The sequence below is a fragment of the Curtobacterium sp. MCBD17_040 genome (genome assembly GCF_003234805.2).
Classification (GTDB): domain Bacteria; phylum Actinomycetota; class Actinomycetes; order Actinomycetales; family Microbacteriaceae; genus Curtobacterium.
On sequence record NZ_CP126273.1, the window covers coordinates 1,020,849 to 1,045,411 of the forward strand.

At 71.1% G+C, this 24,563-nt stretch carries 23 protein-coding genes; 12 read left to right on the top strand and 11 right to left on the bottom strand.

The annotated features are described in order from the left end of the window. Positions 1–116 precede the first annotated feature (116 nt). The 6 genes from DEI94_RS04935 to DEI94_RS04960 all read right to left on the bottom strand — a co-directional run bounded on the left by DEI94_RS04935 (position 117) and on the right by DEI94_RS04960 (position 5,540). Entirely contained in the window at positions 117–1,070 is a 954-nt protein-coding gene (locus DEI94_RS04935; RefSeq protein WP_111027415.1) for a GAF domain-containing protein, read from the bottom strand. Positions 1,071–1,353: 283 nt separating this feature from the next. Next, positions 1,354–1,575 carry a cold-shock protein gene (locus DEI94_RS04940; protein WP_111027414.1) on the bottom strand — a complete coding sequence of 74 codons (222 nt, stop codon included), beginning with the start codon at positions 1,573–1,575 and terminating at the stop codon, positions 1,354–1,356. A 105-nt stretch (positions 1,576–1,680) separates the two neighbouring features. Then, the gene (locus tag DEI94_RS04945) at positions 1,681–2,790 is read right to left on the bottom strand and encodes a fatty acid desaturase family protein (protein ID WP_111027413.1); all 1,110 of its coding nucleotides are present in this window, start codon (positions 2,788–2,790) and stop codon (positions 1,681–1,683) included. Between the two features lie 212 nt (positions 2,791–3,002). Further along, a complete protein-coding gene (locus DEI94_RS04950; protein ID WP_111072610.1) occupies positions 3,003–3,542 on the bottom strand; it encodes a hypothetical protein in 540 nt (179 codons plus the stop codon). Between the two features lie 140 nt (positions 3,543–3,682). Next, the gene (locus DEI94_RS04955; protein ID WP_181435439.1) at positions 3,683–4,564 is read right to left on the bottom strand and encodes an NmrA/HSCARG family protein; all 882 of its coding nucleotides are present in this window, start codon (positions 4,562–4,564) and stop codon (positions 3,683–3,685) included. An 82-nt stretch (positions 4,565–4,646) separates the two neighbouring features. After that, positions 4,647–5,540, bottom strand: a complete 894-nt coding sequence (locus DEI94_RS04960; RefSeq protein ID WP_220038811.1) for an alpha/beta hydrolase — start codon at positions 5,538–5,540, stop codon at positions 4,647–4,649. Between the two features lie 154 nt (positions 5,541–5,694). Here DEI94_RS04960 and DEI94_RS04965 point away from each other — a divergent pair, with 154 nt between their 5' ends. Continuing rightward, positions 5,695–6,141, top strand: coding sequence for a MarR family transcriptional regulator (locus DEI94_RS04965; protein ID WP_258372330.1), 447 nt, complete (start codon positions 5,695–5,697; stop codon positions 6,139–6,141). On the opposite strand, the gene DEI94_RS04970 is transcribed toward DEI94_RS04965, so the two are convergent. Continuing rightward, the gene (locus DEI94_RS04970; RefSeq protein ID WP_111027434.1) at positions 6,104–6,982 is read right to left on the bottom strand and encodes an aldo/keto reductase; all 879 of its coding nucleotides are present in this window, start codon (positions 6,980–6,982) and stop codon (positions 6,104–6,106) included. The two genes, DEI94_RS04965 and DEI94_RS04970, sit on opposite strands and share 38 nt — an antisense overlap. 180 nt (positions 6,983–7,162) lie before the next feature. On the opposite strand from DEI94_RS04970, the gene DEI94_RS04975 reads away from it, so the two are divergent. After that, on the top strand, positions 7,163–7,753 hold the full coding sequence (locus DEI94_RS04975) for a YdcF family protein (protein ID WP_181441863.1): 591 nt from the start codon (positions 7,163–7,165) through the stop codon (positions 7,751–7,753). A 185-nt stretch (positions 7,754–7,938) separates the two neighbouring features. Here the strand turns inward: DEI94_RS04975 and DEI94_RS04980 are convergent, their stop codons facing one another. Beyond that, positions 7,939–8,280 carry a hypothetical protein gene (locus tag DEI94_RS04980; protein WP_111011342.1) on the bottom strand — a complete coding sequence of 114 codons (342 nt, stop codon included), beginning with the start codon at positions 8,278–8,280 and terminating at the stop codon, positions 7,939–7,941. Positions 8,281–8,290: 10 nt separating this feature from the next. Between DEI94_RS04980 and DEI94_RS04985 the strand changes: the two genes are divergently transcribed. The 3 genes from DEI94_RS04985 (at position 8,291) to DEI94_RS04995 (ending at position 12,574) form a co-directional block, all read left to right on the top strand. Next, on the top strand, positions 8,291–9,244 hold the full coding sequence (locus tag DEI94_RS04985; protein WP_146244109.1) for a hypothetical protein: 954 nt from the start codon (positions 8,291–8,293) through the stop codon (positions 9,242–9,244). Positions 9,245–9,337: 93 nt separating this feature from the next. Continuing rightward, positions 9,338–11,002 (top strand): ABC-F family ATP-binding cassette domain-containing protein, encoded by a 1,665-nt coding sequence (locus tag DEI94_RS04990; RefSeq protein WP_111027408.1) that lies wholly within the window; start codon positions 9,338–9,340, stop codon positions 11,000–11,002. A 57-nt stretch (positions 11,003–11,059) separates the two neighbouring features. Continuing rightward, on the top strand, positions 11,060–12,574 hold the full coding sequence (locus DEI94_RS04995) for an outer membrane protein assembly factor BamB family protein (RefSeq protein ID WP_111027407.1): 1,515 nt from the start codon (positions 11,060–11,062) through the stop codon (positions 12,572–12,574). A gap of 21 nt (positions 12,575–12,595) precedes the next feature. Here the strand turns inward: DEI94_RS04995 and DEI94_RS05000 are convergent, their stop codons facing one another. Continuing rightward, positions 12,596–13,384, bottom strand: coding sequence for a helix-turn-helix transcriptional regulator (locus DEI94_RS05000; protein ID WP_111027406.1), 789 nt, complete (start codon positions 13,382–13,384; stop codon positions 12,596–12,598). Positions 13,385–13,433: 49 nt separating this feature from the next. Between DEI94_RS05000 and DEI94_RS05005 the strand changes: the two genes are divergently transcribed. The 3 genes from DEI94_RS05005 (at position 13,434) to pgi (ending at position 16,987) form a co-directional block, all read left to right on the top strand. Next, positions 13,434–13,877, top strand: coding sequence for a DUF2000 family protein (locus DEI94_RS05005; protein WP_220035694.1), 444 nt, complete (start codon positions 13,434–13,436; stop codon positions 13,875–13,877). Between the two features lie 95 nt (positions 13,878–13,972). Continuing rightward, entirely contained in the window at positions 13,973–14,959 is a 987-nt protein-coding gene (locus DEI94_RS05010; RefSeq protein ID WP_111011336.1) for an aldo/keto reductase, read from the top strand. Positions 14,960–15,259: 300 nt separating this feature from the next. Beyond that, positions 15,260–16,987: a glucose-6-phosphate isomerase gene (gene pgi, locus DEI94_RS05015; RefSeq protein ID WP_111027405.1), complete on the top strand. Its 1,728-nt coding sequence runs from the start codon at positions 15,260–15,262 to the stop codon at positions 16,985–16,987. A gap of 167 nt (positions 16,988–17,154) precedes the next feature. Here the strand turns inward: pgi and DEI94_RS05020 are convergent, their stop codons facing one another. Then, positions 17,155–18,399: an endo-1,4-beta-xylanase gene (locus tag DEI94_RS05020; RefSeq protein WP_111027404.1), complete on the bottom strand. Its 1,245-nt coding sequence runs from the start codon at positions 18,397–18,399 to the stop codon at positions 17,155–17,157. 250 nt (positions 18,400–18,649) lie between these two features. On the opposite strand from DEI94_RS05020, the gene DEI94_RS05025 reads away from it, so the two are divergent. Beyond that, positions 18,650–19,966, top strand: a complete 1,317-nt coding sequence (locus DEI94_RS05025; RefSeq protein WP_111027403.1) for an LCP family protein — start codon at positions 18,650–18,652, stop codon at positions 19,964–19,966. 13 nt (positions 19,967–19,979) lie between these two features. Here DEI94_RS05025 and DEI94_RS05030 read toward each other — a convergent pair whose 3' ends face one another. Continuing rightward, a complete protein-coding gene (locus tag DEI94_RS05030; RefSeq protein ID WP_258368749.1) occupies positions 19,980–21,011 on the bottom strand; it encodes a LacI family DNA-binding transcriptional regulator in 1,032 nt (343 codons plus the stop codon). Between the two features lie 157 nt (positions 21,012–21,168). On the opposite strand from DEI94_RS05030, the gene DEI94_RS05035 reads away from it, so the two are divergent. Genes DEI94_RS05035 through DEI94_RS05045 form a run of 3 tightly spaced genes read left to right on the top strand, consistent with a single transcriptional unit; the run spans position 21,169 to position 24,429 of the window. After that, on the top strand, positions 21,169–22,467 hold the full coding sequence (locus tag DEI94_RS05035; protein WP_111011332.1) for an ABC transporter substrate-binding protein: 1,299 nt from the start codon (positions 21,169–21,171) through the stop codon (positions 22,465–22,467). A 22-nt stretch (positions 22,468–22,489) separates the two neighbouring features. Then, a complete protein-coding gene (locus DEI94_RS05040; protein ID WP_111027433.1) occupies positions 22,490–23,503 on the top strand; it encodes a carbohydrate ABC transporter permease in 1,014 nt (337 codons plus the stop codon). After that, on the top strand, positions 23,503–24,429 hold the full coding sequence (locus tag DEI94_RS05045) for a carbohydrate ABC transporter permease (RefSeq protein WP_258378064.1): 927 nt from the start codon (positions 23,503–23,505) through the stop codon (positions 24,427–24,429). Before DEI94_RS05040 ends, DEI94_RS05045 begins: the two co-directional genes overlap by 1 nt. Positions 24,430–24,563: the final 134 nt, after the last annotated feature.

A 24,563-nucleotide genomic window follows, 5' to 3' on the forward strand; every position in this document is an offset into this window, starting at 1 on the left:
CGCGGGGGAGAGCCGACTGTGCTCGGCGAGAGGCCTCCCGTGGATCAGTCAGCGCTGGCATGGCCCGGAGGGCCATGCCGAAGGCCACGCGCACGCGGGCCGGGAGCAGCAGCGCGTCACCGTCGGTAGAGCTCGCGCCGGACGCGGACCGCGTAGTCACGGAGCAGATCGAGTTCGACGGAAGCCTCGTCCCGCGGCTTCGGGTCGAACACGCACACGGCGCCCACACGCGTGCCGTCGAGCGTCTCGAGTGGGTACCCGGCGTAGAACCGCACGTCGTTCCGCGGCAGCGGCCGCTTCGCCTGCCAGGCGTCCCCGACGACGAGCGGGCCGGAGCCGAGCACCGTCGTCCTGCAGAACGAGTTCTGCAGAGGACTGCTGCCGACCGGGAACCACCGGCCGGCCTTGGTCCACTGCCGGTTCTCCGGGATGAAGGTGATCGCCGCACCCTCGGTGCGGAAGACCCGCGCCATGCTGTCGACGATGCGGTCGAACCGGGCCTCCCGAGCCGTGTCGAGGATGCCGAGCTGGTCCACCGCCTCGTACCGCTCCTGGCAGGGCTGAGGCGCGTCGCGGTGCCACTGCGGGCTCCGCGCAGTGGCGCGCTGATGTGCGAGGAGCGCCCTGGACACCTCGAGCACCCGGGGCAACCCGTTCATCGTCGTGCTGTCCACGGCCAGGATGACGACCTCGTCCCGTCCCGCCTGCAGGGCTGCGGCGAGGTCCGACTGGTCCTCGCGGTGGGCGAGCACCACGATCACCTCGGTCGTCGGCAGCAGTCGCTGCCGGAACCGGTCCACCTGCTCGAGGAGGTCTGCCGCGGCCTCAGCCACGGCCCCGGCGGAGGTCCGTCCGTGGATCACGCTGTCCGTGAGGGTGACGACGACGACGTCGTAGTTGACGCACCGCAGCGTGTTCGCTGCAGCCGCGAGCGGCTCACCGGACCAGGCCGACCACGACACGGCCGTGACGTCAGCCCCGCGGCCGGTCATCGCGGCGAGCGCATCCGCCGTGATGCGCGCGCCCTGGTCGAGGGCGCTGCCGGGCGGGAACAGCGCGTCCCCGAACACGAGGACGCGATCGGGGTCCAGTCCCGTCGCTGATTCCGTGACGACCTTCGCGGTCGTCGGTCGAAGTGCTGCGAGCGACGCATCGTCATCTCTCCTGATCGAAATGCGGTGATCCGGCCCGGTGGTGTTGCCGGCCCACTCCTCACGATAACGAGCCGAACCGAGCCTGAGAGGCCTCGCAGGGAACCCAGATCGGAGGCCATGGCCGAGAGCGATGACGTATTCCGTCCGTGCGCTTCGTCCGGTGTCCGCAGGGCTCGTCATGCGCGTACGGCGCTGGGCGTCAACGGAGCGGGCGGATGTTCTCGGCCTGGGGCCCTTTGTTGTGTCCCTTCTTCCCTGGACCGAGGTCGTACTGCACGCGCTGGTGGTCGTTCAGGACGCGTTCTCCGCCGGCCGGGACGATGCTGGAGAAGTGGGCGAAGACGTCATCGGTGCCGTCGTCGGGGGTGATGAAGCCGTAGCCCTTGGTGTTGTCGAACCATTTCACGGTGCCTGTGGACATGTCGTGCCGGCCTGATCTCGGATGGTCGAGCCGGGCACGGGATGCAAGTGGTCCGGAGGGACCTCGACCGGGATCACGCGGATCGGCCGGCCGAGGCTGGTGTGGTCAATGGATGCGGAGTTCCGCGACCATGGGGCATGCGAACGGGTCGCGCGCGGAGAGACCGACGCGGTTGAGGTAGCGGACGACGATGCCGTAGCTGCGGAGGAGCGTGGTCTCGGTGTAGGGCACGTCGAGCGTCGCACAGTGGTCGCGGACGAGCAGACGGGCCTGCTTGAGCGCCGGCCGCGGCATGCTCGGGAAGAGGTGGTGCTCGACCTGGTAGTTGAGGCCGCCCATGAGGAACGACACCCACCAGCCGCCGCGGATGTTCCGGGAGGTCCGCACCTGTCGCGAGAAGAAGTCGACTTTCGCGTCGTGAGCGATGGTGGGCATCCCCTTGTGGTTGGGCGCGAACGAGGCGCCCATCATGATCCCGAAGACGGCGAGCTGGACGCCGAGGAACGCGCACGCCATGCCGAAGGGCAGGAACCAGAACACGGCCGTGAGGTAGAGACCGAACCGGACCGCGAGGAGTCCCGCCTCGAGCCAACGGTGCCGAACGTCCGCTTTGGTGTCCTTGCCGGTGGCGACTGAGCGCACCGCGAGCCAGTGGAGGTTGATGCCCTCGAAGGCGAGCAGCGGGAAGAACGCGTAGCCCTGCACCCGCATCAGCCACCGCAGGGGCCCCCGCACCTCGGCAGCGTCCTCCGGGAGGAACCGGATGGTGTCCGGCGCGATGTCCGGGTCCTTGCCGACCGTGTTCGGGTTCCCGTGGTGCCGGGTGTGCTTGTTCATCCACCAGGAGTAGCTCAGCCCCACCAGGAAGGTGCCGATGTAGCGGCCGGCGCGGTCGTTCCACCGTTGTGAGGTGAAGATCTGGCGGTGCGCGGCCTCGTGGGACAGGAACGCGAACTGCGTGAAGATCACGCCGAGTGCGGCGGCGACGATGAGCTGGAACCAGGAGTCACCGAGGAACGCGAACGCGACCCATGCAAGGGTGAGCGTGCCGGCCAAGCTGCCGAACAGCGACCAGTAGAAGCCGGTTCGGCGTCGGAGCAGGTGGTGGTCCTTCACCTGCGCGAGGAGCGCGGAGTACGTCGACGTGCCGGAACGGCCGCCGGAGCTGGGGCGGGTGCGGGTGTAACCCGCGGCGATCGGATCGGTGGTCGTCAAAGGACCAGCCTTCCGTCAGGATCGGTCCTTCAACCGGTGCAGCAGAGTTCACGCAGTCGCGCTTGGTAGCGACGATACGCGACCGACATGCGAGTCGGCCTTCCCCGGGGTACGAGTCCGGCCCCCGCACGATCCGACCGGGAGGCGCCCACCGCGGCCGTGGACCAGGCGCCGGCTCCGCTGCGGCGGAAGCAGGTCGGCCGATCCGAGTGTCAGTGGAGGCGCCAGCGAGCGACGACGAACTGGTCAGGGGACATTCCTGCTGCCACGGCCGCATCGAGCCAGGCGATCTGACTCGCTGTCGGTGCTGTGCGTCCACGGACCGTCTGGTAGAACACGACGTCGCCCTCATGGCCCGCAGCGACCGACCAGGCGCCGGCCCAGCTGCCCCGCTGCTCGGCGATGCGTTCGAGCGCTGCCCTGGACGGTGCATGGGAGACGGGGTCCTGGATCTGGTCGTGCCGGCCCAGCCTCGGGTCCCAGCACGACATCATCTGGGGACGGTCATCGTGGCTGTCGTGCCGGAGCTCGTCGAGCCACCGGGCGTCCCACCCGTACGCGGTCGCCATGGAGGCGACCGCGAGTTCCACGAACATCGGCTCGATCCGCCGGCTCACGACCGGCTTCCTCCCGTACGCGTCGGCGATGGGGGCACCAGTCCACTTCGGGAACGCCACCTCCACGCTCGGCACGACGTGGGATCCGAGGTGCTCGTGAGAAGTGGGACTGAGAGTGCGAGGGTAGGCGGACATCCCTCGAGCCTAGGCAGGTGCGCATGTGGCCCTGGCCAGGAGCGGCTCTGGTCGCCGTCGACGACATGGAGGACCTCGGGTCCGCCGCGGGGCCGCCCGGCTCCCGCTGCGCCTCGCGGACACAGCGGGAGCCGGATCGGTCACGCCGCTGCCGGGTCCTGTGGGCGACGGCGCTGCGTCTCGAGCCAGCCTCGCAGGTCGGCAGCCTCGGGGACGATCTTCCGCGTCCCGGGTCGATCGGCCAGGTATGACGGCGAGGTCGCGAACCAACTGAACATGGCGTGCATGTCCGCGTCGGAGGCGAGGACCTCCACCGGGAGCGCCTCGAACCGCGCTTCGATGCCGTAGACCTCGCCGATGGTGGCGGCGACCTGGTCCATCGTGAGTTCGTCGCCGGCGATCTCGATGGCCGAGCCGGCCAGCAGGTCCGGGTCGAGCAGCAATCGCGCCGCCGTGCGGCCGACGTCACGGACGGCGATCATCTGCATCGGCAGGTCGGCCGGCATCGGGAACCGCAGCACGAAGTCGTCGGCGTCGCTCGTCGGCAGCTGTTGGAGCAGGTTCTCCATGAAGAAGGCCGGTCGTACGAAGGTCGCCGGCACGTCCAGCTGTTCCAGGCGCTCCTCGACGCGACGCTTGCTCTCGAAGTGGGGGACGCCGGTCCCGCGCTCGGCGCCACCGACCGACGAGTACACGACCCGTGGGACGCCGGCACGGGCGGCGGCGTCGGCGACCGTGATCCCGCGACGGGCCTCCCCTTCGGTGCCGTCGGGGCCTTCGAAGGTGGTGAAGAAGAAGAGTCCTGCCGTGCCGGCGAGGGCGCGCTCGAGCGCATCGCGGTCCTCCTGGTCCGCGGCGACGACCTCGACACCGCGGTCTCGGAGGGCGGAGGCGGCATCGGCGTCCGGATGGCGGACGAGGGCGCGCACCGGGGCTCCGGCGGCGAGCAGCTCGTCCACCGCTGCTGATCCCTGGTTGCCTGTCGCGCCGATGACGGCGAAGGGGGTTCGAGAACTGGTCATGATGCTCCGATCAGAGTTGGCGTCGTCGGTCAACGCCGGATGGGTTGGTTGTTCCGGGACAGCGGGGACCGCCGTCGGGGGGTCAGAGAGAGGAGAGGACGCGGATCCGGTCGGCGAGCGCACGGCCGGACACGTCGGCATCGGGCGCGATCGAGTCGAATTCGTGCGGAACGCCGGGGCGCAGGTGCAGCTCCACCGGAACACCGGCGCGGCTCAGGGCGGTCGCGTAGGCGGTGTCCTCGTCGCGGAAGACGTCGAGTTGACCGACTTCGATGTAGGCGGGCGGCAGCCCTGCATGGTCGTCGAGACGTGCGGGAGCAGCGGTCGCCGGGACATCCGGGCCGCCGGCACGGTCACCGAGCAGCGCGGGCCAGGCGGTGCGGCTGTCGTCGTACGACCAGATCAGGAACGGTTCGATGTGTGGATCCGGGGTGGTCGTCCGGTCGTCGAGCATCGGCATCAGCAGGATCTGCTGTGCGATGGCCGGTCCGCGCCGGTCGCGGCTGAGGATCGACACCGCAGCCGCCAATCCACCGCCGGCGCTGTCACCCATGACGCCGATCCGGTCGACGTCCACGCCGAGCTCGTCCGCGTGGGTGTGCAACCAGGTGAGCGCTGCGTAGCCGTCCTCCAGGGGGGTCGGGTAGGGGTGCTCGGGGGCGCGTCGGTACTCGACGGACAGCATCGACACCCCGCTGAGCGACGCGTACCGGGCGACGGGGCCGTCGAACTGCTCGATGTGCCCGAAGATGTAGCCCCCACCGTGGAAGAAGATCGCGGCGGGACCGGGCTCGGCACCCTCCTTCACGTACCAGCGCGCGGTGATGGTCGCGCCGTCCGCCGTCGGGATCGTCCGTTCGGTCACGGTGACGTCGGGCGAGGCCGGGACCGCGTCGCTGGCGGCTGCCAGGATCGGTTCCCACATCATCCGCCGTCCCTCGACGTCTCCGACGGCGGGCAGGGTCATCGACGCCATCGCTTGCCCCATCGGAGCCATTGCGATTGCGACTTCGGGATCCAACTCGAGTGCCATGAGCGCGCTCCTGTACTTTGCGAATCGTTTGCTTCGGATTCGAAGCGATGCCAGAACGGTAGCACTGCTTCGAAGCTGAAGCAAATAGGATCACGGCATGGAGAACGCGCCCCTCGCATCGATCCGGCAACTCGACGCGTACTTCGCGCTGATCGAGGTGAGCAGCCTGCTGCGACACTCGATCGAGCAGCAGCTGCGCGACGCCGGGAAGCTCAGCTCCGTTCAGTTCCAACTGCTGGCGACGCTGGGCGACCGATCATCGGGGAGCGCTCGCATGACGGATCTGGCAGACGGCGTGGTCTCCAGCCGCAGTGGCCTCACCTACCAGGCGCCCGGTGCCGTGTTGGGGAAGGTGCGCGCACGTGCGCAAGAACCCGCCGCGATCCGCCAGCGCTCGCGGCACCCGCCCCGGTTCCTCTCGGACCGCGACAGCCGGGTGAGCGCGATCGGCGACGCTGACAGGGCCGTCCGAACGACTGCCGGCATGCCCGGGAACTCGGAGCCCCTCAGAACTCCTCGTGCGTCCGGGGGTCCTGCCCGCTGACCCGGCCGTCGGGGCGGGCGAGCCCGGACAGCGCAGCGACCTCGTCCTCGCTCAGCTGGATCGCGAAGACGTCGAGGTTCTCCGCCTGCCATGACGGGTCGGCCGCCCGGGGGAGCGGGATCACGCCGAGCGTGACCGACCAGGCGAGGACGATCTGCGCGGGGGAGACCGCGTGCGCCTCGGCGATGCGCCGTACCACCGGGTGCTCGAGCAGGTCGGTACCGCGGCCGAGCGGAGACCAACCCTCGGTGAGGATCCCACGCCGGGCGTTCTCGGCCTGCAGGTCGAGCTGCGGGAAGTACGGATGCACCTCGATCTGGTTGACGGCCGGCGCCACCCCCGTCTCGTCGATCAGACGGTCGAGGTGGTCCGGCAGGAAGTTGGACACGCCGATCATCCGGGTGAGCCCGCGCTCCCGCGCCTCGACGAGGGCGCGCCAGGCTTCCGTGTAGAGCCCGATCCGCGGGTTCGGCCAGTGGATGAGCACGAGGTCGAGGTGGTCGAGGCCACTGCGGAACAGGCTCTCCTCGACGTACTGCAGCGCGAGGTCGGCGCTGTGGGCACGCCCCGGCAGCTTCGTCGAGAAGACGACGTCATCGCGGGGCACCGGAGCGGTGCGGAGCGCGCGGCCGACCGTGCCCTCGTTGTCGTAGATGAACGCAGTGTCGAGCAGGCGGTAACCCAGCCCGAGTGCGGAGGTGACGGCTGCGACGCCGTCGCTGCCCCGGGCCTCCAGGCTGCCGAGCCCGATCGCGGGGAACGCGAGACCGTCGGCGGTCCGGCGCTGCGGTGCCACCGCGGCCGGTTCCGGTCGGAACGCACGCTGCTCGTCGTCCTGCATGCCGCGCTCCTGCCCCTCGACTGCGCGACGCGGTGTCGCCGCTTCGATCATCCAACCGCGTCGCGCGCTGCTCCGCGCCTGGACGCGGCGGATGCGCTGGACGCGACGGATGCGCTGGACGCGACGGATGCGCCGGACGCGGTGGCGGTGGCGGCCGTGGCCGATGCGACCATGGGTGCCGTGACAGCGCGCGCTCCCCTCGGGTTCGTCGTCGGCCTCGCCGCGATCGTCACGGGCGGGCTCGCCGTCGCGGAGGCCCTCACCTGGTTCGCATCGCGCGACCTGACCGCGGACGGTCCGGACGACGGCGCCGAACTCGTGGTGGTGCTCGGGTACCGGTCGAGTCCCCGCGGACGGACGAACGTGGTGCAGCGCTGGCGGACCGGGATCGCGCTCCGCAGTGTCTCCGACCACGGACGCCTCGTGTTCACAGGCGGCCCGACGCGGGGCGTGCGGTCGGAGGCCTCCGTGATGGCGGAGGACGCCGTGCGCCGGGGCTTCCCCGCCGATCGGGTGGTGCTCGAGGAGGAGTCGCGGACGACGTGGGAGAACGTCCGGAACACGGTGGACCTGCTGCGGACCGCGGACACGATCCGGTTCGCCTCGAACACGTTCCACGCGCGGCGAGCGCGCCGCTACGTGATCCGGCAGGCGCCCGAGCTCGCCGGTCGTCTGCGCCCGGCTCGTGACTTCGTCTGGGGGGAACGTCCGGTGCTCACGACGTTCCTGCTCGTGTACGAGCTGGTCAGGACCCGCCTGCGACCGTCTTGACGGCGTGTCCGAACCTGAATGCATCTGCGAGTTCACTCAGGTCCAGGTGCCCCCCGAACGCGTGACGTACCCCGAAACGGCGCGGCGAGCTCCACAGGTCGCGTCACTCCGGGCTTCTGAACCTGGAGAAACGCCGTGCATCGGGGGGACGAAAAACCGTTACCGTTCCATCCGCTCACGACCTTTCAGGGAGGGGACGAGCCCATGGAGATCAGGAACTCGAAGCAGGACACCAGCCACGGCTTCCAGCGGCGCGCATCAGGGCGCGCCGCGGAACCCGGGAGTCGCGTACGGACGCGCGGGATCGTGTCGGCCCTCACCACGGCCGTCATCGCATCGATCGCGCTGACCGGATGCGCGACGAACACCAGTGCGCCGACGCCGGCCAGTGGCGCCGGCCGATCGGTGACATCCCACACCGCACCCGGCGCGATCCGGACCGGAACAGCCTCCACGGGCACCGTCCGGGCGGCCATCGACGTCGCGCGTTCCACGACGGCGGGCACGCCCTCGCCGAACGTGGTCACGACGGCCGCAGTGTCGACTGCCGAGCACGGCAAGGGCGTCTCGCCCGGCGGCGTGTACGAGAGCACCATCAACCGCATGTCCGCGAGCGGAGCGCTGTCGGTGTTCACCGACATGCGGTCCGTGGGCGTGCAGTGGGTGCGGCTCGACTACAACTACGCCGGGTCGGTCAGCGCCCACGGCGGCGCCAGCGACCAGACCATCCAGCAGGCTCGCAAGGCCGGACTCGACGTCACCGTGGTCCTCGGGGACGGCACGACGACCATGCCCGAGTCGGCCGGGTTCACGGCGAAGAACGGCTGGCTGACGTCGTCGGTCAAGCGTCTGGCGTCGATGGGCGTGCACCACTTCGAGGTCGGCAACGAGGTCAACCTCGGCGCCCAGTGGGGTGGGAAGGCGAACCCGACCGCGTACGTGGGGCTCCTCAAGACCGTCCACCCGATCATCCACGCGGCCGATCCGAGCGCCGTGGTGCTCATGGCGGGCATGGCGCCCTACGGCAAGCAGGCACCCGGGAGCGTCGCCCAGGGGAACAACTACAACCCCATCGACTTCATCCGGCAGCTGTACAAGCAGGGCGGACACGGGTCCTTCGACGCCGTGAACCTGCACCCGTACACGTACCCGGCGATGCCGACGGCCGCGGACGGCGGCTACAACATGCTGTCCGTCCTGCCGGACCTGCTGGCGCTCATGAAGCAGCAACAGGACGCCAGCATGCGGATCTGGTGGACCGAGAGCGGGATGCCCACCGGCCCGGACGGCGGGTACCCGACGTACACGGTCGCGCAGCAGCAGCAGACGATCACGGGACTGTTCCAGGTCGCCGCGAAGTACCCGCAGGTCGGCCCGGTCTTCCTCTACGACTGGCAGGACGGTGGGGTGGACGGCGACTTCGGGCTGTACACGTCGTCGCACCAGAAGAAGGCGTCCTACGCGACCTTCGCCGCGGCCACCGCGAAGTAGCGGCACCAGCGCTGCGGCACCGGGCCCGCACCGCACTGCACCACACCCGGGGGAGCGCCACGATCGCGTTCCCCCGGGTGGGAGCATGAGCAGATGACCGCCACGCTCGTCGCCAAGGACCTCGCCGGTGGGCACGCCGCTCGCACCCTCTTCGACTCGCTCGACCTGACCGTCGCGCCCGGTGACGTCATCGGCGTCGTCGGCGTGAACGGGGCCGGCAAGTCGACGCTGCTCCGCCTGCTCGCCGGGGTCGACGAACCCCTGGCGGGGTCGGTCGCGCTGTCGCCGAAGGACGCGTTCGTCGGCTGGCTGCCGCAGGAGCACGAGCGCGTCGAGGGCGAGACGATCGGCGGGTACCTCGCGCGACGCACCGGATGTGCGGCGGCGACCGCGGCGATGGACGATGCAGCCGCGGCGCTCGCCGAGCCCACCGCCGGTGACGCTGCTGGTGACGACTACGCGGTCGCGCTCGAACGGTGGCTCGCCTCCGGTGCGGCGGACCTCGACGAGCGCATCCCGGTCGTCCTCGCGGATCTCGGACTCGACGTCGACACGGGCCACGGCTCGCTCACGGTCGACTCGGCGATGACGTCGCTGTCCGGAGGCCAGGCGGCACGGGTGGGCCTCGCGGCGCTCCTGCTGTCGCGGTTCGACGTGGTGCTGCTCGACGAGCCGACGAACGACCTCGACCTCGACGGCCTGGCCCGGCTCGAGGAGTTCGTCCGGGGCCTGCGCGGCGGTGTCGTCCTGGTGAGCCACGACCGGGAGTTCCTGGCGCGCTCGGTCACGGCCGTGCTCGAGCTCGACCTGGCCCAGTCGTCGCACCGGCTGTTCGGCGGCGGGTACGACGCGTACCTCGAGGAGCGCGCGCTCGCCCGGCAGCACAAGCGGGACGCCTACGAGGAGTACGCGGCGACGAAGGCAGACCTCGTGGCCCGCGCGCGCACGCAGCGCGAGTGGACGAGCCAGGGCGTGCGGAACGCCATGCGGAAGAGCCCCGACAACGACAAGCTCCGCCGGAAGGCGTCGGCGGAGTCGAGCGAGAAGCAGGGGCAGAAGGTCCGCCAGATGGAGTCACGGATCGCCCGGCTCGACGAGGTCGAGGAGCCCCGCAAGGAGTGGCAGCTCGAGTTCACCATCGGCACGGCGCCGCGGTCGTCGTCGGTGGTCGCGACGCTGTCCGAGGCGACGTACGTGCAGGGCGACTTCACGCTCGGTCCGGTCTCGCTCCAGGTGGCCGCGCGCGACCGCATCGGGATCACGGGTCCGAACGGCGCAGGCAAGTCCACGCTGTTGCGGGCACTCCTCGGCGGGCAGGAGCCGACCTCCGGCACGGCGTCCACCGGGTCGAACGTGGCCGTCGGTGAGATCGACCAGGCGCGCAGGCGGTTCACGGGCGCCACGGCGCTCGCCGAGGTGTTCGAGGGGCTCGTGCCCGAGATGTCCACCGCCGAGGTGCGGACCCTCCTGGCCAAGTTCGGGTTGAAGGCCGACCACGTCGGTCGCGCCGCGGGGGAGTTGTCGCCGGGTGAGCGGACGCGCGCCGGTCTGGCGCTCCTCCAGGCCCGCGGGGTGAACGTGCTCGTGCTCGACGAGCCGACGAACCACCTGGACCTCCCCGCGATCGAGCAGCTCGAGCAGGCACTCGACGCCTACGACGGCACGCTGCTCCTGGTGACGCACGACCGCCTCATGCTCGAGACCGTGCGACTCGACCGCCGTTGGCACGTCGAGGAGGGCCGGGTCACGGAAGTCTGACCAGCGGGCGTACCGACGGGGACCGGTCGGGCTACCCTCGGCGCCGAGGAGGGCTCGATGACGACCCATCACGATCGAGACCGACGGCGCGGGGTGCGCCTGCGCACGCTGGTCGTGCCCGTCGCCGTGCTGCTGCTCGCCGGGTGCACGGCCGGGAGGCCCTCCGTCGCGCCGACGACACCGCCTCCGTCCGCCGCAGCGCCTGCTGGTACCGCGTCGACGAGATCGGACGGACCGTCCGCCCCGTCCGGACCGTCGACGGGGACGGGACCGTCCCGAGCCGCCACGTCCGACTCGTGGCCGAGCTACCACGGCACCGCGACGCTGACGGGTGCGGTCCCCGCCGGGGCGCCTCTCGACCACGCGACGCGGAGGTGGTCGGTCGACCTCGGCGGCACCGTGCAGGGGCAGCCCGTCGCTGCGGACGGACGCATCGTCGCCGCCACCGAGCGGAACCGGGTCGTCGCCCTCGACCCCACGACCGGGCACGTGCTGTGGTCTCGGACGCTCGGCACACCGCTCACGCACGTCGCCGCCGTGGCGGGCTGTGGCGACATCGACCCACTCGGCATCACGAGCACGCCCGCGATCGACCCGGCGACGCGCATCGTGTACGTGGTCGCCGAGGTCGACGCCGGCCGGGGCGTCGTGCACCACGTGCTCTCGGGGCTCGACCTGGCCACGGGGCGGACGGTGCGGACCGAGGACGTCGACCCGCCCCTCCCGGCCGGCGAATCGCCGGTGCACCTGCTCCAGCGGGTGTCCCTGGCCGTGGCGAACGGCCGCGTCTACGCCGGCTACGGCGGCAACGCGGGGGACTGCGGGCACTACCACGGCTGGGTCGTCGGGGTGCGCGAGAGCGGCGCGCCGGACCCGGTGTCGTTCGAGGTCGCCCCGGACGGCGAGGGCGGAGCGGTCTGGGAGTCGGGCGGCGGCATCGCGGTCGGTGCCGACGGGCACCTGTTCGTCACGACGGGCAACGCGAACCCCGATCCGCCGCAGGGCGGCCCCGATCCCGAGCGGTACACCGAGAGCGTCGTGGAGCTGTCCCCGGACCTCCGGCCGCTCGCCGCGTTCAAGGACCGCGTCGCGGGCGGCGACGAGGACCTGTCGACGAGCAACCCCGTGCTGCTCCCGGGCGGGCTCGTGTTCGCCGTCGGGAAGACGGACACCGCGTTCGTGCTGCGGCAGGGAGACCTGTCGCAGGTGACCGCGATCCGCCACGTGTGCGGCAGCGACCCGGACGGCGCACCCGCGTTCGACCGCCGCACGGACCGCGTCTTCGTCCCCTGCCGAGGCGGCGGGATCCAGCGGGTCGACCTCGCGACGCGGACGCTCGGACCCCGACTGGCGGGTGCGAACAGCGGACCGACGCTGATCGGCAGGCACCTCTGGGCCGTCGAGTACCCGACGGGGACCGTCTCGGAGTGGGACCCGCGGTCCGGGCGCCGACTGCAGACCCTCCACACGGGGACGGCGTTGCCGACGTTCGCGACGCCGACGTCGGTGGACGGCCTCCTGCTCGTGCCCACGGTCCATGGTGTGACGGCGTTCGCCGGGCGGTCCTCGTAGCACGCGGCGTCCCGGAGCGCTCTACGCCGCGGCGAACGTCCCCGGCGTCGTCCCGAGCACGCGACGGAACTGCCGCGTCATGTGGGGTTGGTCCGCGAACCCGGCCTCGGCGGCGGCGTCGACCGGGCGACGCCCCGCGAGCAGGAGTCGGCGCGCCAGGTCGACCCGCCGCGCCGACACGTACTGGTGCGGTGCGATCCGGAACGCCGCCGAGAACACGCGGGCGAGGTGTGCCGGGTGGACGTGCAGCGCGGCGGCCGCGTCGGCGATGGTGAGCTGCTCGGTCAGGTGCTCGTCGAGCATCGCGCGGAAGCGTCGGGCGAGGACCGGGTCGTCGCGGTCCGTGGCGTCCGCGCCGAACGCGTCGCGGAGCCGGGCGCCGAGGCGCAGGACGCCGAACTCGACGGCCAGGGCGGCCGTCGTCGGCGCGGCCTGCGCGAGCGCGGCGTGGATGCTGGCCACGCCCGCCGCGAGCGTCCCGTCCGTGAACGCCGGGTGGTGGACCGCGCCGCCGATCGTCCCCGCCGGCAGCCACTCCGGTTCGAGGTACAGCACCCGCTTGCGGTAGCGCTCGCCGCCGGTGGCGGTGCGCCCGGTGTGCGGGACGCCCGGCGGCAGGACCGTGAGCGTCCCGGGCTTCACGTGGTGCCGTCGGCCGTCGAGTTCGTAGACGACGGCACCGTCGTCGACCGTCAGGAGGGTCCAGCTGTCGTGCGTGTGCGCCGGGTACGCGTGCTCGAGGTGCTCCGCGTGCAGCACCTCGCGCACCAGGGGCACGGCGGGCCGCCACGCGCGCACGGACTCGACCATGCAAGGAACGTACAAGACGACCGGGTGTGCCCGGCGCGATCGTGGGGACATGGCACCGCTCGACGACACCACCACCGAACCCGTCCGCTTCGACACGAAGGTCGTCGTGGTGCTCCACGACGACCTGCTGCCCTGGCAGGAGCTCAACGTCACCGCGTTCCTGACGAGCGGCATCGCCACGAGTGAGCCGGACCTCGTCGGGGAGCCCTACGCGGACGCGGACGGCAACCGGTACCTCCCGATGCTCCGGCAGCCGGTGATGGTGATGTCGGCCGGCCCCGAGGTCCTCGCCGCCGCGCGGACCCGGGCGCTCACCCGCGGCGTCCCGCTCGCCCTGTACACGCGCGACCTGTTCGCGACGGGGCACGACGCCGCCAACCGCGCAGCCGTCGCCGCCGTGGCGGCCGACGACCTCGATCTGGTCGGCATCGCCGTGCGCGGGCCCCGGAACGCGGTGGACAAGATCACGAAGGGTGCGCGCATGCACGCCTGACGCGCGCTCCGCGGTGTCCACGCACCCCCGAGCAGCGGCGAGCACCATGGAGGTCGTGCACCGGCTGGTCCTCGGCCGGGCAGACAGGAGACAGCATGGAAACCCGCACACTCGGCGACCTGCAGGTCGGTGCGATCGGCCTCGGCACGATGGGCATGAGCGCCTTCTACACGGGCGCCGGCACGGACGACGCGGAGTCGGTCCGCACGATCCACCGGGCGATCGACCTCGGCGTCTCGTTCTTCGACACGGCGGAGGCGTACGGGCCGTACACGAACGAGGAACTCCTCGCCCGCGCGCTCGGCGACCGTCGCGACGACGTCGTCATCGCGACGAAGTTCGGCCTGATCCGTCACGTCGAGGGCGAGACGACCCCGAGCACGGAGCGGCACATCACCTCGGACCCCCGGTCGGTCCGCATCGCACTCGAGGGGTCGCTGCGCCGGCTCGGCACGGACCACGTCGACCTCTACTACCAACACCGCGTCGACCCGGAGGTCCCGATCGAGGACGTCATCGGGCAGCTCGCCGGCTTCGTGCAGGAGGGCAAGATCCGTCACATCGGCATGTCCGAGGCGAGCGCCGCCACCATCCGCCGGGCGCACGCCGTCCACCCCATCACCGCGCTCCAGAGCGAGTACTCGCTGTGGACGCGGGACCCCGAGGGCGAGGTGCTCGACACCCTGCGGGAGCTCGGCATCGGGCTCGTGCCGTACTCGCCGCTGGGCCGGGGGTTCCTGACCGGCGCGATCACGAAGCCGTCCGACCTCGACTCGAGCGACTTCCGCCTGGCGAACCCCCGGTTCCAGGAGGAGGCGTTCGCGGCGAACATGCGCATCGTCGACGAGGTGCGCACGGTCGCGGACGAGGTCGGCGGCACACCCGCGCAGGTCGCGCTCGCGTGGCTGTTGGCGCAGGGCGAGGACCTCGTGCCCATCCCGGGCACGAAGCGTGTCTCGCGGCTCGAGGAGAACCTCGGCGCGGCGGACCTCACGCTGAGCGGCGAGCAGGTCGCGCGGCTCTCCGCACTGCCGGCACCCACCGGCGACCGCTACCCGGACATGGCCCCCATCGGGCGCTGACCAGACCGGCGCTGACCGGACGGGCGCTCACCGGACGGGCGCTGACCCGATCGTGCGCTGACCCGATCGTGCGCTGACCCGATCGGACGCTGACCGAGCGCGTCGTCGCCCCGCGGGGCGAGCCGCGACGGACGGGAGGGACGGTGCCGGACCGCCCCGTCCCTCCCCGGCGTCCCCTGTCGCCCGGTCGTCCCCACCTGCCGCCGGGGGGAGCGGCAGGGGAATAGATTTGGACCCGGCCCGCCGCGCAGCGCCGCGTGATCCGCGAGCCGTGCACCGTTCCCTGTTCAGGAGGACCCCTTGACCGAATCCGCTCCCGTCGATCCCACCTCGACCGAGGCCTGGCGCGCCCTGGCCGGCATCGCCGACGGCTTCACGCCGGACCTGCGTGGGTGGTTCGACGCCGACCCGGACCGGGCCGACCGGTACACCTTCCAGGCCGCCGACCTCACCGTCGACCTGTCGAAGGGCCTCGTGACCGAGGAGATCCTCGGCCACCTGCTGCAGCTCGCGCAGGACGTCGACGTCCCCGGCCGCTACCAGGCGATGATCCGCGGCGAGCACATCAACGTCACCGAGGACCGCGCCGTGCTCCACACCGCGCTGCGTCGTCCGGCCGCCGGTTCCGACCTGGTCCCGCCAGCGGGCTTCGAGGTCGACGGGCAGGACGTCGACGCCGACGTGCAGGCCACGCTCGACAAGGTGTACGGGTTCGCCGAGCAGGTGCGGTCAGGGGCGTGGAAGGGCGTCACCGGCAAGCGCATCGAGACCGTCGTCAACATCGGCATCGGCGGGTCGGACCTCGGCCCCGTCATGGTTCACGAGGCGCTCAAGCCATACGTGCAGCAGGGGCTCGAGGCCCGCTTCGTCTCGAACATCGACCCCGCCGACATCTACGAGAAGACCGCGGACCTCGACCCGGAGACGACGCTGTTCATCGTCGCGTCGAAGACCTTCGGCACGCTCGAGACCCTGACGAACGCCCGACTGGCCCGCCAGTGGCTGTGGGAGCGGCTCGGTGCCGCCGGTGCGATCGAGGACACCGACGAGTCCCGCAAGGACGCCGTCGCCAAGCACTTCGTCGCCGTCTCGACCGCGCTCGACAAGGTCGCCGCGTTCGGCATCGACCCGGAGAATGCGTTCGGGTTCTGGGACTGGGTGGGCGGCCGCTACTCGGTCGACTCGGCCATCGGCACGTCGGTCGTCATCGCGATCGGGCCGGACAACTGGCGCGACTTCCTCGCCGGGTTCCACGCGGTCGACGAGCACATGCGCACCGCGCCGCTCGAGCAGAACGTCCCCGTGCTCATGGGCCTGCTCAACGTCTGGTACTCGAACTTCCTCGGTGCCCAGAGCCACGCGGTCCTGCCGTACACGCAGTACCTGCACCGTTTCGCCGCCTACCTGCAGCAGCTCACGATGGAGTCGAACGGCAAGCGGGTCCGCTGGGACGGCTCCCCGGTCACGACCGACACCGGCGAGGTCTTCTGGGGCGAGCCGGGCACGAACGGCCAGCACGCCTTCTACCAGCTCATCCACCAGGGCACCCGGCTGATCCCGGCGGACTTCATCGCCGTCGCGAACCCGGCGCACCCGCTGCAGGACGAGACCGGTGACGGTGGCGCCGTGCAGCCCGGACAGGACGTCCACGCGCTGTTCATGGCGAACTTCTTCGCGCAGACCAAGGCGCTCGCGTTCGGCAAGACGGCGGACGAGGTCCGCGCCGAGGGCACGAAGGAGTCCGTCGTGCCGGCCCGCGAGTTCCCGGGCAACCGACCGACCGCGTCGATCCTCGCACCGGCACTCACGCCGAGCGTCGTCGGCCAGCTCATCGCGCTGTACGAGCACATCGTGTTCACCGAGGGCACGATCTGGGGCATCGACTCGTTCGACCAGTGGGGTGTCGAGCTCGGCAAGCAGCTCGCGCTGCAGATCGCTCCCGCGGTCGACGGCGACACCGAGGCGCTCGCGTCGCAGGACGCCTCGACGAAGGCGCTCATCGCGAAGTACCTCGAGCTGCGCGGCTGACGCGCGTGCCGGGCGCGCAGATGCGCGCCCGGACGACGAGGGCGCGGTCCGACGACCGCGCCCTCGTCGTCTGTCCGCGCCCGTTCGGGTGGTTCCGCAACCCAGGGGAACGGTCGGGAGGGACAGGACGGGCCGGTGCCGTGCCTCCCGGCCGCCGGTCGGTGCGGTCAGGCAGCCGGGACGGTCAGAGCGATCCGCTGCGCGTCCGGTCCGAGCGTGAAGGGCGTCGTCGTGCCGGCGAGCCGTGCCGCGTAGTCGCCGCGGAAGCCGCTCACACGGACCTCGCCGCGTCCGTCGGTGACGAGTTCGGTCGGTCCGAGCCACCACGCGTCGCGGACGAGGCGGCGCAGCGCGTCGTAGGAGGGCTTGGGGGAGCCGTCCGCCCGGACGAGTCCGATCGGCGCGCCGAGCCACGCGCCCGCGTCGGTGATGCCCCAGTACGTGATGGCCTCGACGGCCTCGTGCCCCACGAGGCTCCGGTAGTGCCGGTCGATCTCGTCGGCCTGCCGCGCCTCGCCCTCGGGCGTCGACGGCCATGACGGCACCTGGTGGTCGTTGAGGTCCTCGATCTCCGCGGGCATGAGTTCGCCGGACACGAGCGAGGACTCGGTCATGTGGATCGGGAGGCCGAACCGCGCGAACCGGTCGACCGTCGCGAGCATCGTGTCCTCGCCCCAGTAGCCCTGGTGCATGTGCGTCTGCAGACCGAGGGCGTCGAGCGTGATCCCCGCGTCGAGGACCTCCTCGACGAGGTGTTCGTAGTCGCTCGACAGGTCGAAGTCGTTGAGCAGGAGCCGGGCCTCCGGGTTCGTCGCACGGGCCTCCTCGAACGCCATCCGGATCATCGGCACGCGGCCCCGGGCGCGGGCGAGGGGTGTGATGGCGTTGTCGCCGTTGTCGAACACGGGCATGATGACGACCTCGTTGATCGCGTCCCAGGTGTCCACGAGCCCGGCGAAGTCGGCGACCTCACGCCGGATGCGCGCACGCTGCAGTCGCTCCACCTCGTCGAGCGGCAGGCCGAGCAGCCAGTCCGGCTGCACGGTGTGCCAGACGAGCGGATGGCCCTTGAGCGCGATCCCACGGTCGCGGAACCACCGCGCCGCGGCCCGGAGGCGCGTGGTGTCGGGCGCGCCCCGCTCCGGTTCGAACCGTCCCCAGTAGAAGGGGAGGGTCGCCGTGTTGAACACCTCGGCGTACCGCTGCGCCAGCGCCTCGGTCCCGACGTCGTCGGGCTCGCCGTTCGCCAGGCCGATGAAGTCGAAGCCGATGTTGCCGAACACGAAGGCGTGGCGGGTCTGCTCGACGGTGATCGGGACGGCGGGCTGCGGGGTGCCGGCGGCGTCGACGACGGCGAGGACTGCCTCGCCGAGCCGTGCGGCCGGGCCGGGCGGGGGGAGGGTCTCGTGCATGTCGGGCGCCTTCCGGACGTCGTCGTCAGGTTTGTTGTGGGCGAGAACATAACACGGACGGCGTGCGACGGCGTCCGGTCGCGCCGGTTCCCGCGCGCCGCTCCGTCCGGCCGCGCCGGTTTCCGCGCGCGGCGGTGGGGCCGGTCGCAGCGAACCTGAGTGCCGATTCAGGGTCTCGGCGCGGCCAGCACGCTGTTCGCACCCGCTTCCGCGATGATCCTGGGACGGCACCGAACTCCAAGGGGGACGAATGGCGCGCGAACATGCGGCAGTGAGCGGCGGCATCGCACGGCACGGACGGCTCCGCCGCTCGAGCCGGGTCGCCGCCGTCCTCCGGATCCTCGCCGCCGTCGTCGCGGTCGCGGTCGTGAGTTCCGGTTCCGTCGCGGCGATCGCGACCTGGCAGGTCCTGCAGGGCGCCAAGCCCGCGGTGACGCTGGCGTTGCCGGGCGTGAGGCACGAGGCCGTCCCGACGCTCACCGCGCAGTCGGGTGAGGTCGACATGCTGCTCGTCGCCACCGACACCCGGACCGGGCAGGGCGCGGGGTTCACCGGCGCGGCGAACCAGGCCGCGAGTTCCGGGGTCGGGCACAACGACACGACGATCCTGGTCCACATCTCGCAGGACCACACGCACATGGCCGTCGTCAGCTTCCCCCGCGACCTCATGGTGCCCATCCCGGCGTGCACGAACGACGACGGCTCGGTCACACCGGCCTCCTCGAGGGCGATGCTCAACACGGCGCTCTCGCGCGGTGGGGAGCGCCACGGCCTCGCCTGCGTCGCGGGGACCATCAGCCAGCTGACCGGCGTTCCGATCTCCTACGCCGGCATGGTCACGTTCGACGGCGTCGTGCGGATGGCGGACGCGGTCGGCGGGGTCCAGGTCTGCCTCGCCACGCCGATCCACGACCACAACGTCTCCCCGGCGATCGACCTGCCCGCGGGTACCCGCTCGCTGTCGGGCGCCCAGGCCGCCGCGTTCCTCCGGTCGCGGGACGGCGTCGGCGACGGCAGTGACCTCGCGCGCATCAGCAACCAGCAGACGTTCATGTCCGCCCTCGCGCGCCAGGTCGTCTCGGCCGGGACGCTGACGAACCCCGCGAAGGTGCTCCGCCTGGCCGACACCGCGTTCCGCAGCATGACGCTCTCGGACACCCTGACGGATCCCCGGACCCTCGCGCGCCTCGCGCTGGCCGTCACGACGGTCGGTCTGTCGAACATGGTGTTCGTGCAGTACCCCGTGGTCGACGACCCCGAGGACCCGAACCGGGTCGACGTCGCGACGGACCCGGCGGGGATCCTGAACGCCGCGCTCCGTCATGACGACCCGATCGCACTCTCGGCCGGCAGCCTCGGTCGCTCGGCCGTGGTCGACCCGAACCCGCCGAAGGCGGCCGCCCCGACCGCTCCGCCGTCGCACGCTGCGGGAGGCCCGTCCAAGCCGGCAACGGCGCCCTCGTCGGGCGCGTCCACCCCGAGCGCGCCGGCCACGACAGCGCAGCTCCCCGGGTCCGTGTCGGGGCAGAGCGCCGCCACGGTGACCTGCGCGGCCGGGCGGGACTGACCTCCCGCCCGCCTCAGCGCGTGGGGGCCGGTCCGGTGCTCGCGCGGACCACGAGCGTCGCCGGGAGCTGGACGTGCTGCGGGACGTCCTGTCCGCGGAGCAGGTTGAGGAGCATGTGCACGGCCTCGGCGCCGAGGTCGTGCAGTGGCTGCGCGACCGTCGTGAGCGGCGGGGTGGCGTTCGCGGCGAGGGGGACGTCGTCGAAGCCGACGACCGACAGGTCCTCGGGCACGCGGAGACCGAGCTCGTGCGCGACCTCGAGCACCCCGAGCGCCGAGATGTCGTTCGCCGCGAACACCGCGGTGGGACGGTCCGGACGGGTGAGGAGCGCACGGGCGACCTCGGCGGAGAGTGCGGTCTGGTACCCGCCGACGCGCACGAGCTCCGGGTCGAACGGGATGCCGGCCGCGGCGAGGGACTCCCGGTAGCCGGTCTCGCGGAGCTCGGCGGACGCCAGGTCCTCGCGGCCGCGGATGTGCGCGATGCGGCGGTGTCCGAGGCCGATGAGGTGCTCGGTCGCTGCCCGCGCACCGCCGACGTTGTCGGAGTCGATCGCCGCGTGGCCCTCGGGACCGGTGTGCGGGTCGATCGACACGACCGGCACCGACGTCGACGACATGAGCGTCGTGGGCGTGACGACGATCGCGCCGTCGATGAGGGTCCCGGCGAGCCGCGACAGCGACCGGCGCTCCCAGCCCGGCCGGGTCTCGCCCGACACGAGTCCGGCGTACGCGAGGAGCTCGTACCCCGTGCCGGTCGCCGCGGACGAGATGCCCTTGAGCAGCTCGGTGGAGAACGGCTCGAACTCGGTGACGAGGATGCCGATCACGTCGGTGCGGCTCCGACGGAGGCTCCGGGCGACGAGGGAGCTCTCGTAGCCGAGGGACTCGATCACCTCGAGCACGCGCTTCGACGTCGCGGGTGCCACCCCGTCGCGCCCGTTGATGACCTTCGAGACCGTCGGCACGGACACCCCGGCCGCGCGCGCGACGTCGCTGATGGTGGCGCGCCCGGGCGGGGGAGCGGACTCTGCGACGGTCTCCACGTGCTCACCGTACCGCCCGGATCGTGCGAGACGAGTCGTCGCCGCGCCCGCCGAAATCGTTATCGATATCGATTGACAACGCCAGCCACGCCTGCCACGCTCTCGTCTGCGGCACTCGAAGCCGCATGTCAACGACGACTACCGAGGGGTTTCCACAATGACGAGGAAGATCAAGCTCGCGACGGCCATCGCGCTGGCCGCGGGCACCGCACTGCTCGCCACGGGCTGTTCGAGCGGCGGTTCGGACAACGCGTCGGGGAACGGCAAGGTCACCATGACCTTCTGGCACAACTCGACCACCGGCCCGGGCAAGGCGTTCTGGGCGGACACCGTCAAGGACTTCGAGGCCGCCCACCCGAACGTCACCATCAAGGTCCAGGCGATCCAGAACGAGGACCTCGACGGCAAGCTCCAGACCGCCCTCAACTCCGGCGACGCCCCCGACATCTTCCTGCAGCGGGGCGGCGGCAAGATGAAGGCCATGGTCGACGCCGGCCAGGTCATGGACATCTCCGGCTCGATCGACAAGGCCTCGAAGGCCGCGATCAACAAGGGCACGTTCGCCGGCTACGAGCAGGGCGGCAAGACCTACGCCATGCCGATCGACGTCCTGCCCGAGGGCATCTGGTACAGCCAGGACCTGTTCAAGGCCGCCGGGATCACGAGCACCCCGAAGACCATGACCGAACTGAACGCGGACATCGCCAAGCTCAAGAAGTCGGGCGTCGCACCGGTCGCCGTCGGTGCCAAGGACGCCTGGCCCGCCGCGCACTGGTACTACAACTTCGCGCTCCGGGAGTGCAGCCAGGCCACGCTGAACAAGACCGCGTCCAACCTGAAGTTCGACAGCAGCTGCTGGACGAAGGCCGGCCAGGACGTCAAGGCGTTCAACGACACGAAGCCGTTCAACAACGGATTCCTCACCACGGCGGCGCAGCAGGGCGCCGGCAGCTCCGCCGGTCTCGTCGCGAACCACAAGGCGGCCATGGAGCTCATGGGCTCCTGGGACCCGGGCGTGATCTCCTCGCTCACCCCGAACGCCAAGCCGCTGCCCGACCTCGGGTTCTTCCCGTTCCCGTCGATCTCCGGCGGCTCGGGCAAGGCCGGCGCGATGATGGGTGGCCTCGACGGCTACTCGTGCTCCGCCAAGGCGCCGAAGGTGCCCTGCACCCAGTTCCTCAACTACATCGTGACGAAGTCGAGGCAGGAGGCGTACTACAAGGCGTTCGACACCATCCCGGTGAACGAGAACGCGCAGTCCGTCGTCACCGAGCCGTACCTCAAGGACGTCCTCGCCGCGTACCAGAAGGCGCCGTACGTCTCGCAGTACCTCGACACCCTCTACGGCCAGAACGTCGGCAACGCGCTGAACACGAGCGTCGTCGACCTGCTCGCCGGCAAGGGCAGCCCGGCGGACATCGTCAAGACGACCAGCCAGGCCGCGGCCAAGGGCTGATCCCGTGTCCGCGAACACCTCCATCGCTGCGGGTCGGGTCACCGATCCGCAGCGCCCCCCGGGTGCACCGGAGGCGGGGCGGGGCGCACCACGTGCCTCCCGCCCCGCCGGCCGGCGCGGTACCCGGGCTCCGGCCGACTGGCGCAAGCGCGCCGAGATCGCCGTGCTCGCCGGACCGGCGGTCGTCGTCTTCGTCGGGTTCGTGATCCTCCCGGTCGTGCTCGCCGCCTACTACGGGTTCTTCCGCTGGGCGGGCTACGGCACCCCGACCGACTTCGTCGGACTGCACAACTACGTCGTCATCTTCACCGACAGCGCGTTCCAGTCCGTCCTGCTCCACAACGCGTTCATCGTGGTGCTGTCCCTGGTCCTCCAGGGTCCGCTGGCGATCTTCCTGGCGCTGCTCCTCAACCAGAAGATCCGCGGTCGGACGCTCGTCCGGGTGCTCGTGTTCGTGCCGTACGTGATCTCCGAGGTCATCGTCGGCACCGGCTGGAGCCTCATGCTCCAGTCGAACGGGGCGGTGAACGACCTCCTGCAGGCCATCGGCCTCGGCGGCCTGCGCGCGGACTGGCTGTCGAACCCGTCGATCGCGATCTGGACCCTGCTCCTCATCATCTCGTGGAAGTACATCGGGTTCGCCGTGATCCTGTTCCTCGCCGGGCTGCAGAGCATCCCCGAGGAACTGTTCGAGGCCGCCGCCATCGACGGTGCCGGCTACTGGCAGATCCAGCGACGGATCACCCTGCCGCTGCTCGGACCGACCATCCGCATCTGGGCGTTCCTGTCGATCATCGGGTCGCTCCAGCTGTTCGACCTCGTCTACATCATCTGGGGTCAGTACATCGCCTCGACCGCCGGGACCTCGACGATGGCGACGTACATGGTCGGGAACGGCCGCAACTCCGGCAACTACGGCTACGGGAACGCGGTCGCCGTGGTGATCTTCCTGATCTCCCTCATCGTCGCGCTCCTCTACCAGCGCTTCGTCCTGCGCCGCGACACGGCGGGCGCACTCACCGAGAGGAACGGCTGATGGCGACCACCACCATCGACGGCCGGGAGGCCCGCTCGGGCCGGTCCCGCGGCGTCCGGTCCGGCATCCCCGGCCCCGGCAGCACCCGTCGGCGTCGGTCGGGCGCGGCGAACACCCACGTCAACCCGATCACCTACGTCGTCGCGATCGTCTTCATCGCGGCGAACCTCGCCCCGGTCCTCTACATCGTCCTGGGCGGCTTCCGGACGAACGCGCAGATCACGACGAGCCCCGCGGGCCTGCCGGACCCACTGCAGCTCGGGAACTACGCGAGCGTGCTCTCGAGCGGGGTGTTCTGGCAGGAACTCGGCAACTCCGCGATCACGGCGATCGCCACCACGGTCGGCGTCGTGGTCCTCGGACTCATGGTGAGCTTCGTGCTCGCGCGCTACCATTTCGCCGGACGCGGGGCGCTGTACGCGCTCTTCGCCGCGGGGCTGATGTTCCCGATCACGGTCGCGATCACACCGCTCTACCTGCTCGTCAAGGACCTCGGCCTGACGAACAACCTGGCCGGGGTGATCCTGCCGCAGATCGCGTTCGCGCTGCCGACGACCGTGATCATCCTCGTGCCGTTCCTCCGGGCGATCCCCGACGAACTCGAGGAAGCCGCGTCGATCGACGGTGCGAGCCGGCTCGGGTTCTTCTTCCGGATGATCGTGCCGTTGTCGCTGCCGGGTGTCGTCACCACCGGGATCCTCGCGTTCATCGCGAGCTGGAACAGCTACATCCTGCCGCTGTTCATCCTCAACAACGAGGGGCAGTACACGCTGCCGCTCGGTGTGCAGGCGTTCTCGTCCCAGTACTCCGTGGACACCGCGAAGGTGCTCGCGTTCACGACGATGTCGATGATCCCGGCGCTCGTGTTCTTCACGATCTTCCAGCGCCGCATCGTCGGCGGCCTGACCGGCGCGGTGAAGGGATGAGCGCCTCCCGGCGTGCGTCGCGCACCATCCCGACCACCGGTCGCCCCACTCCGACGAAAGCGAGGAACGCGTGACCACCGCGATCCCCACCACCACCACCACCGACGTCGACGACCACGCCGTCGTCGCCGCGG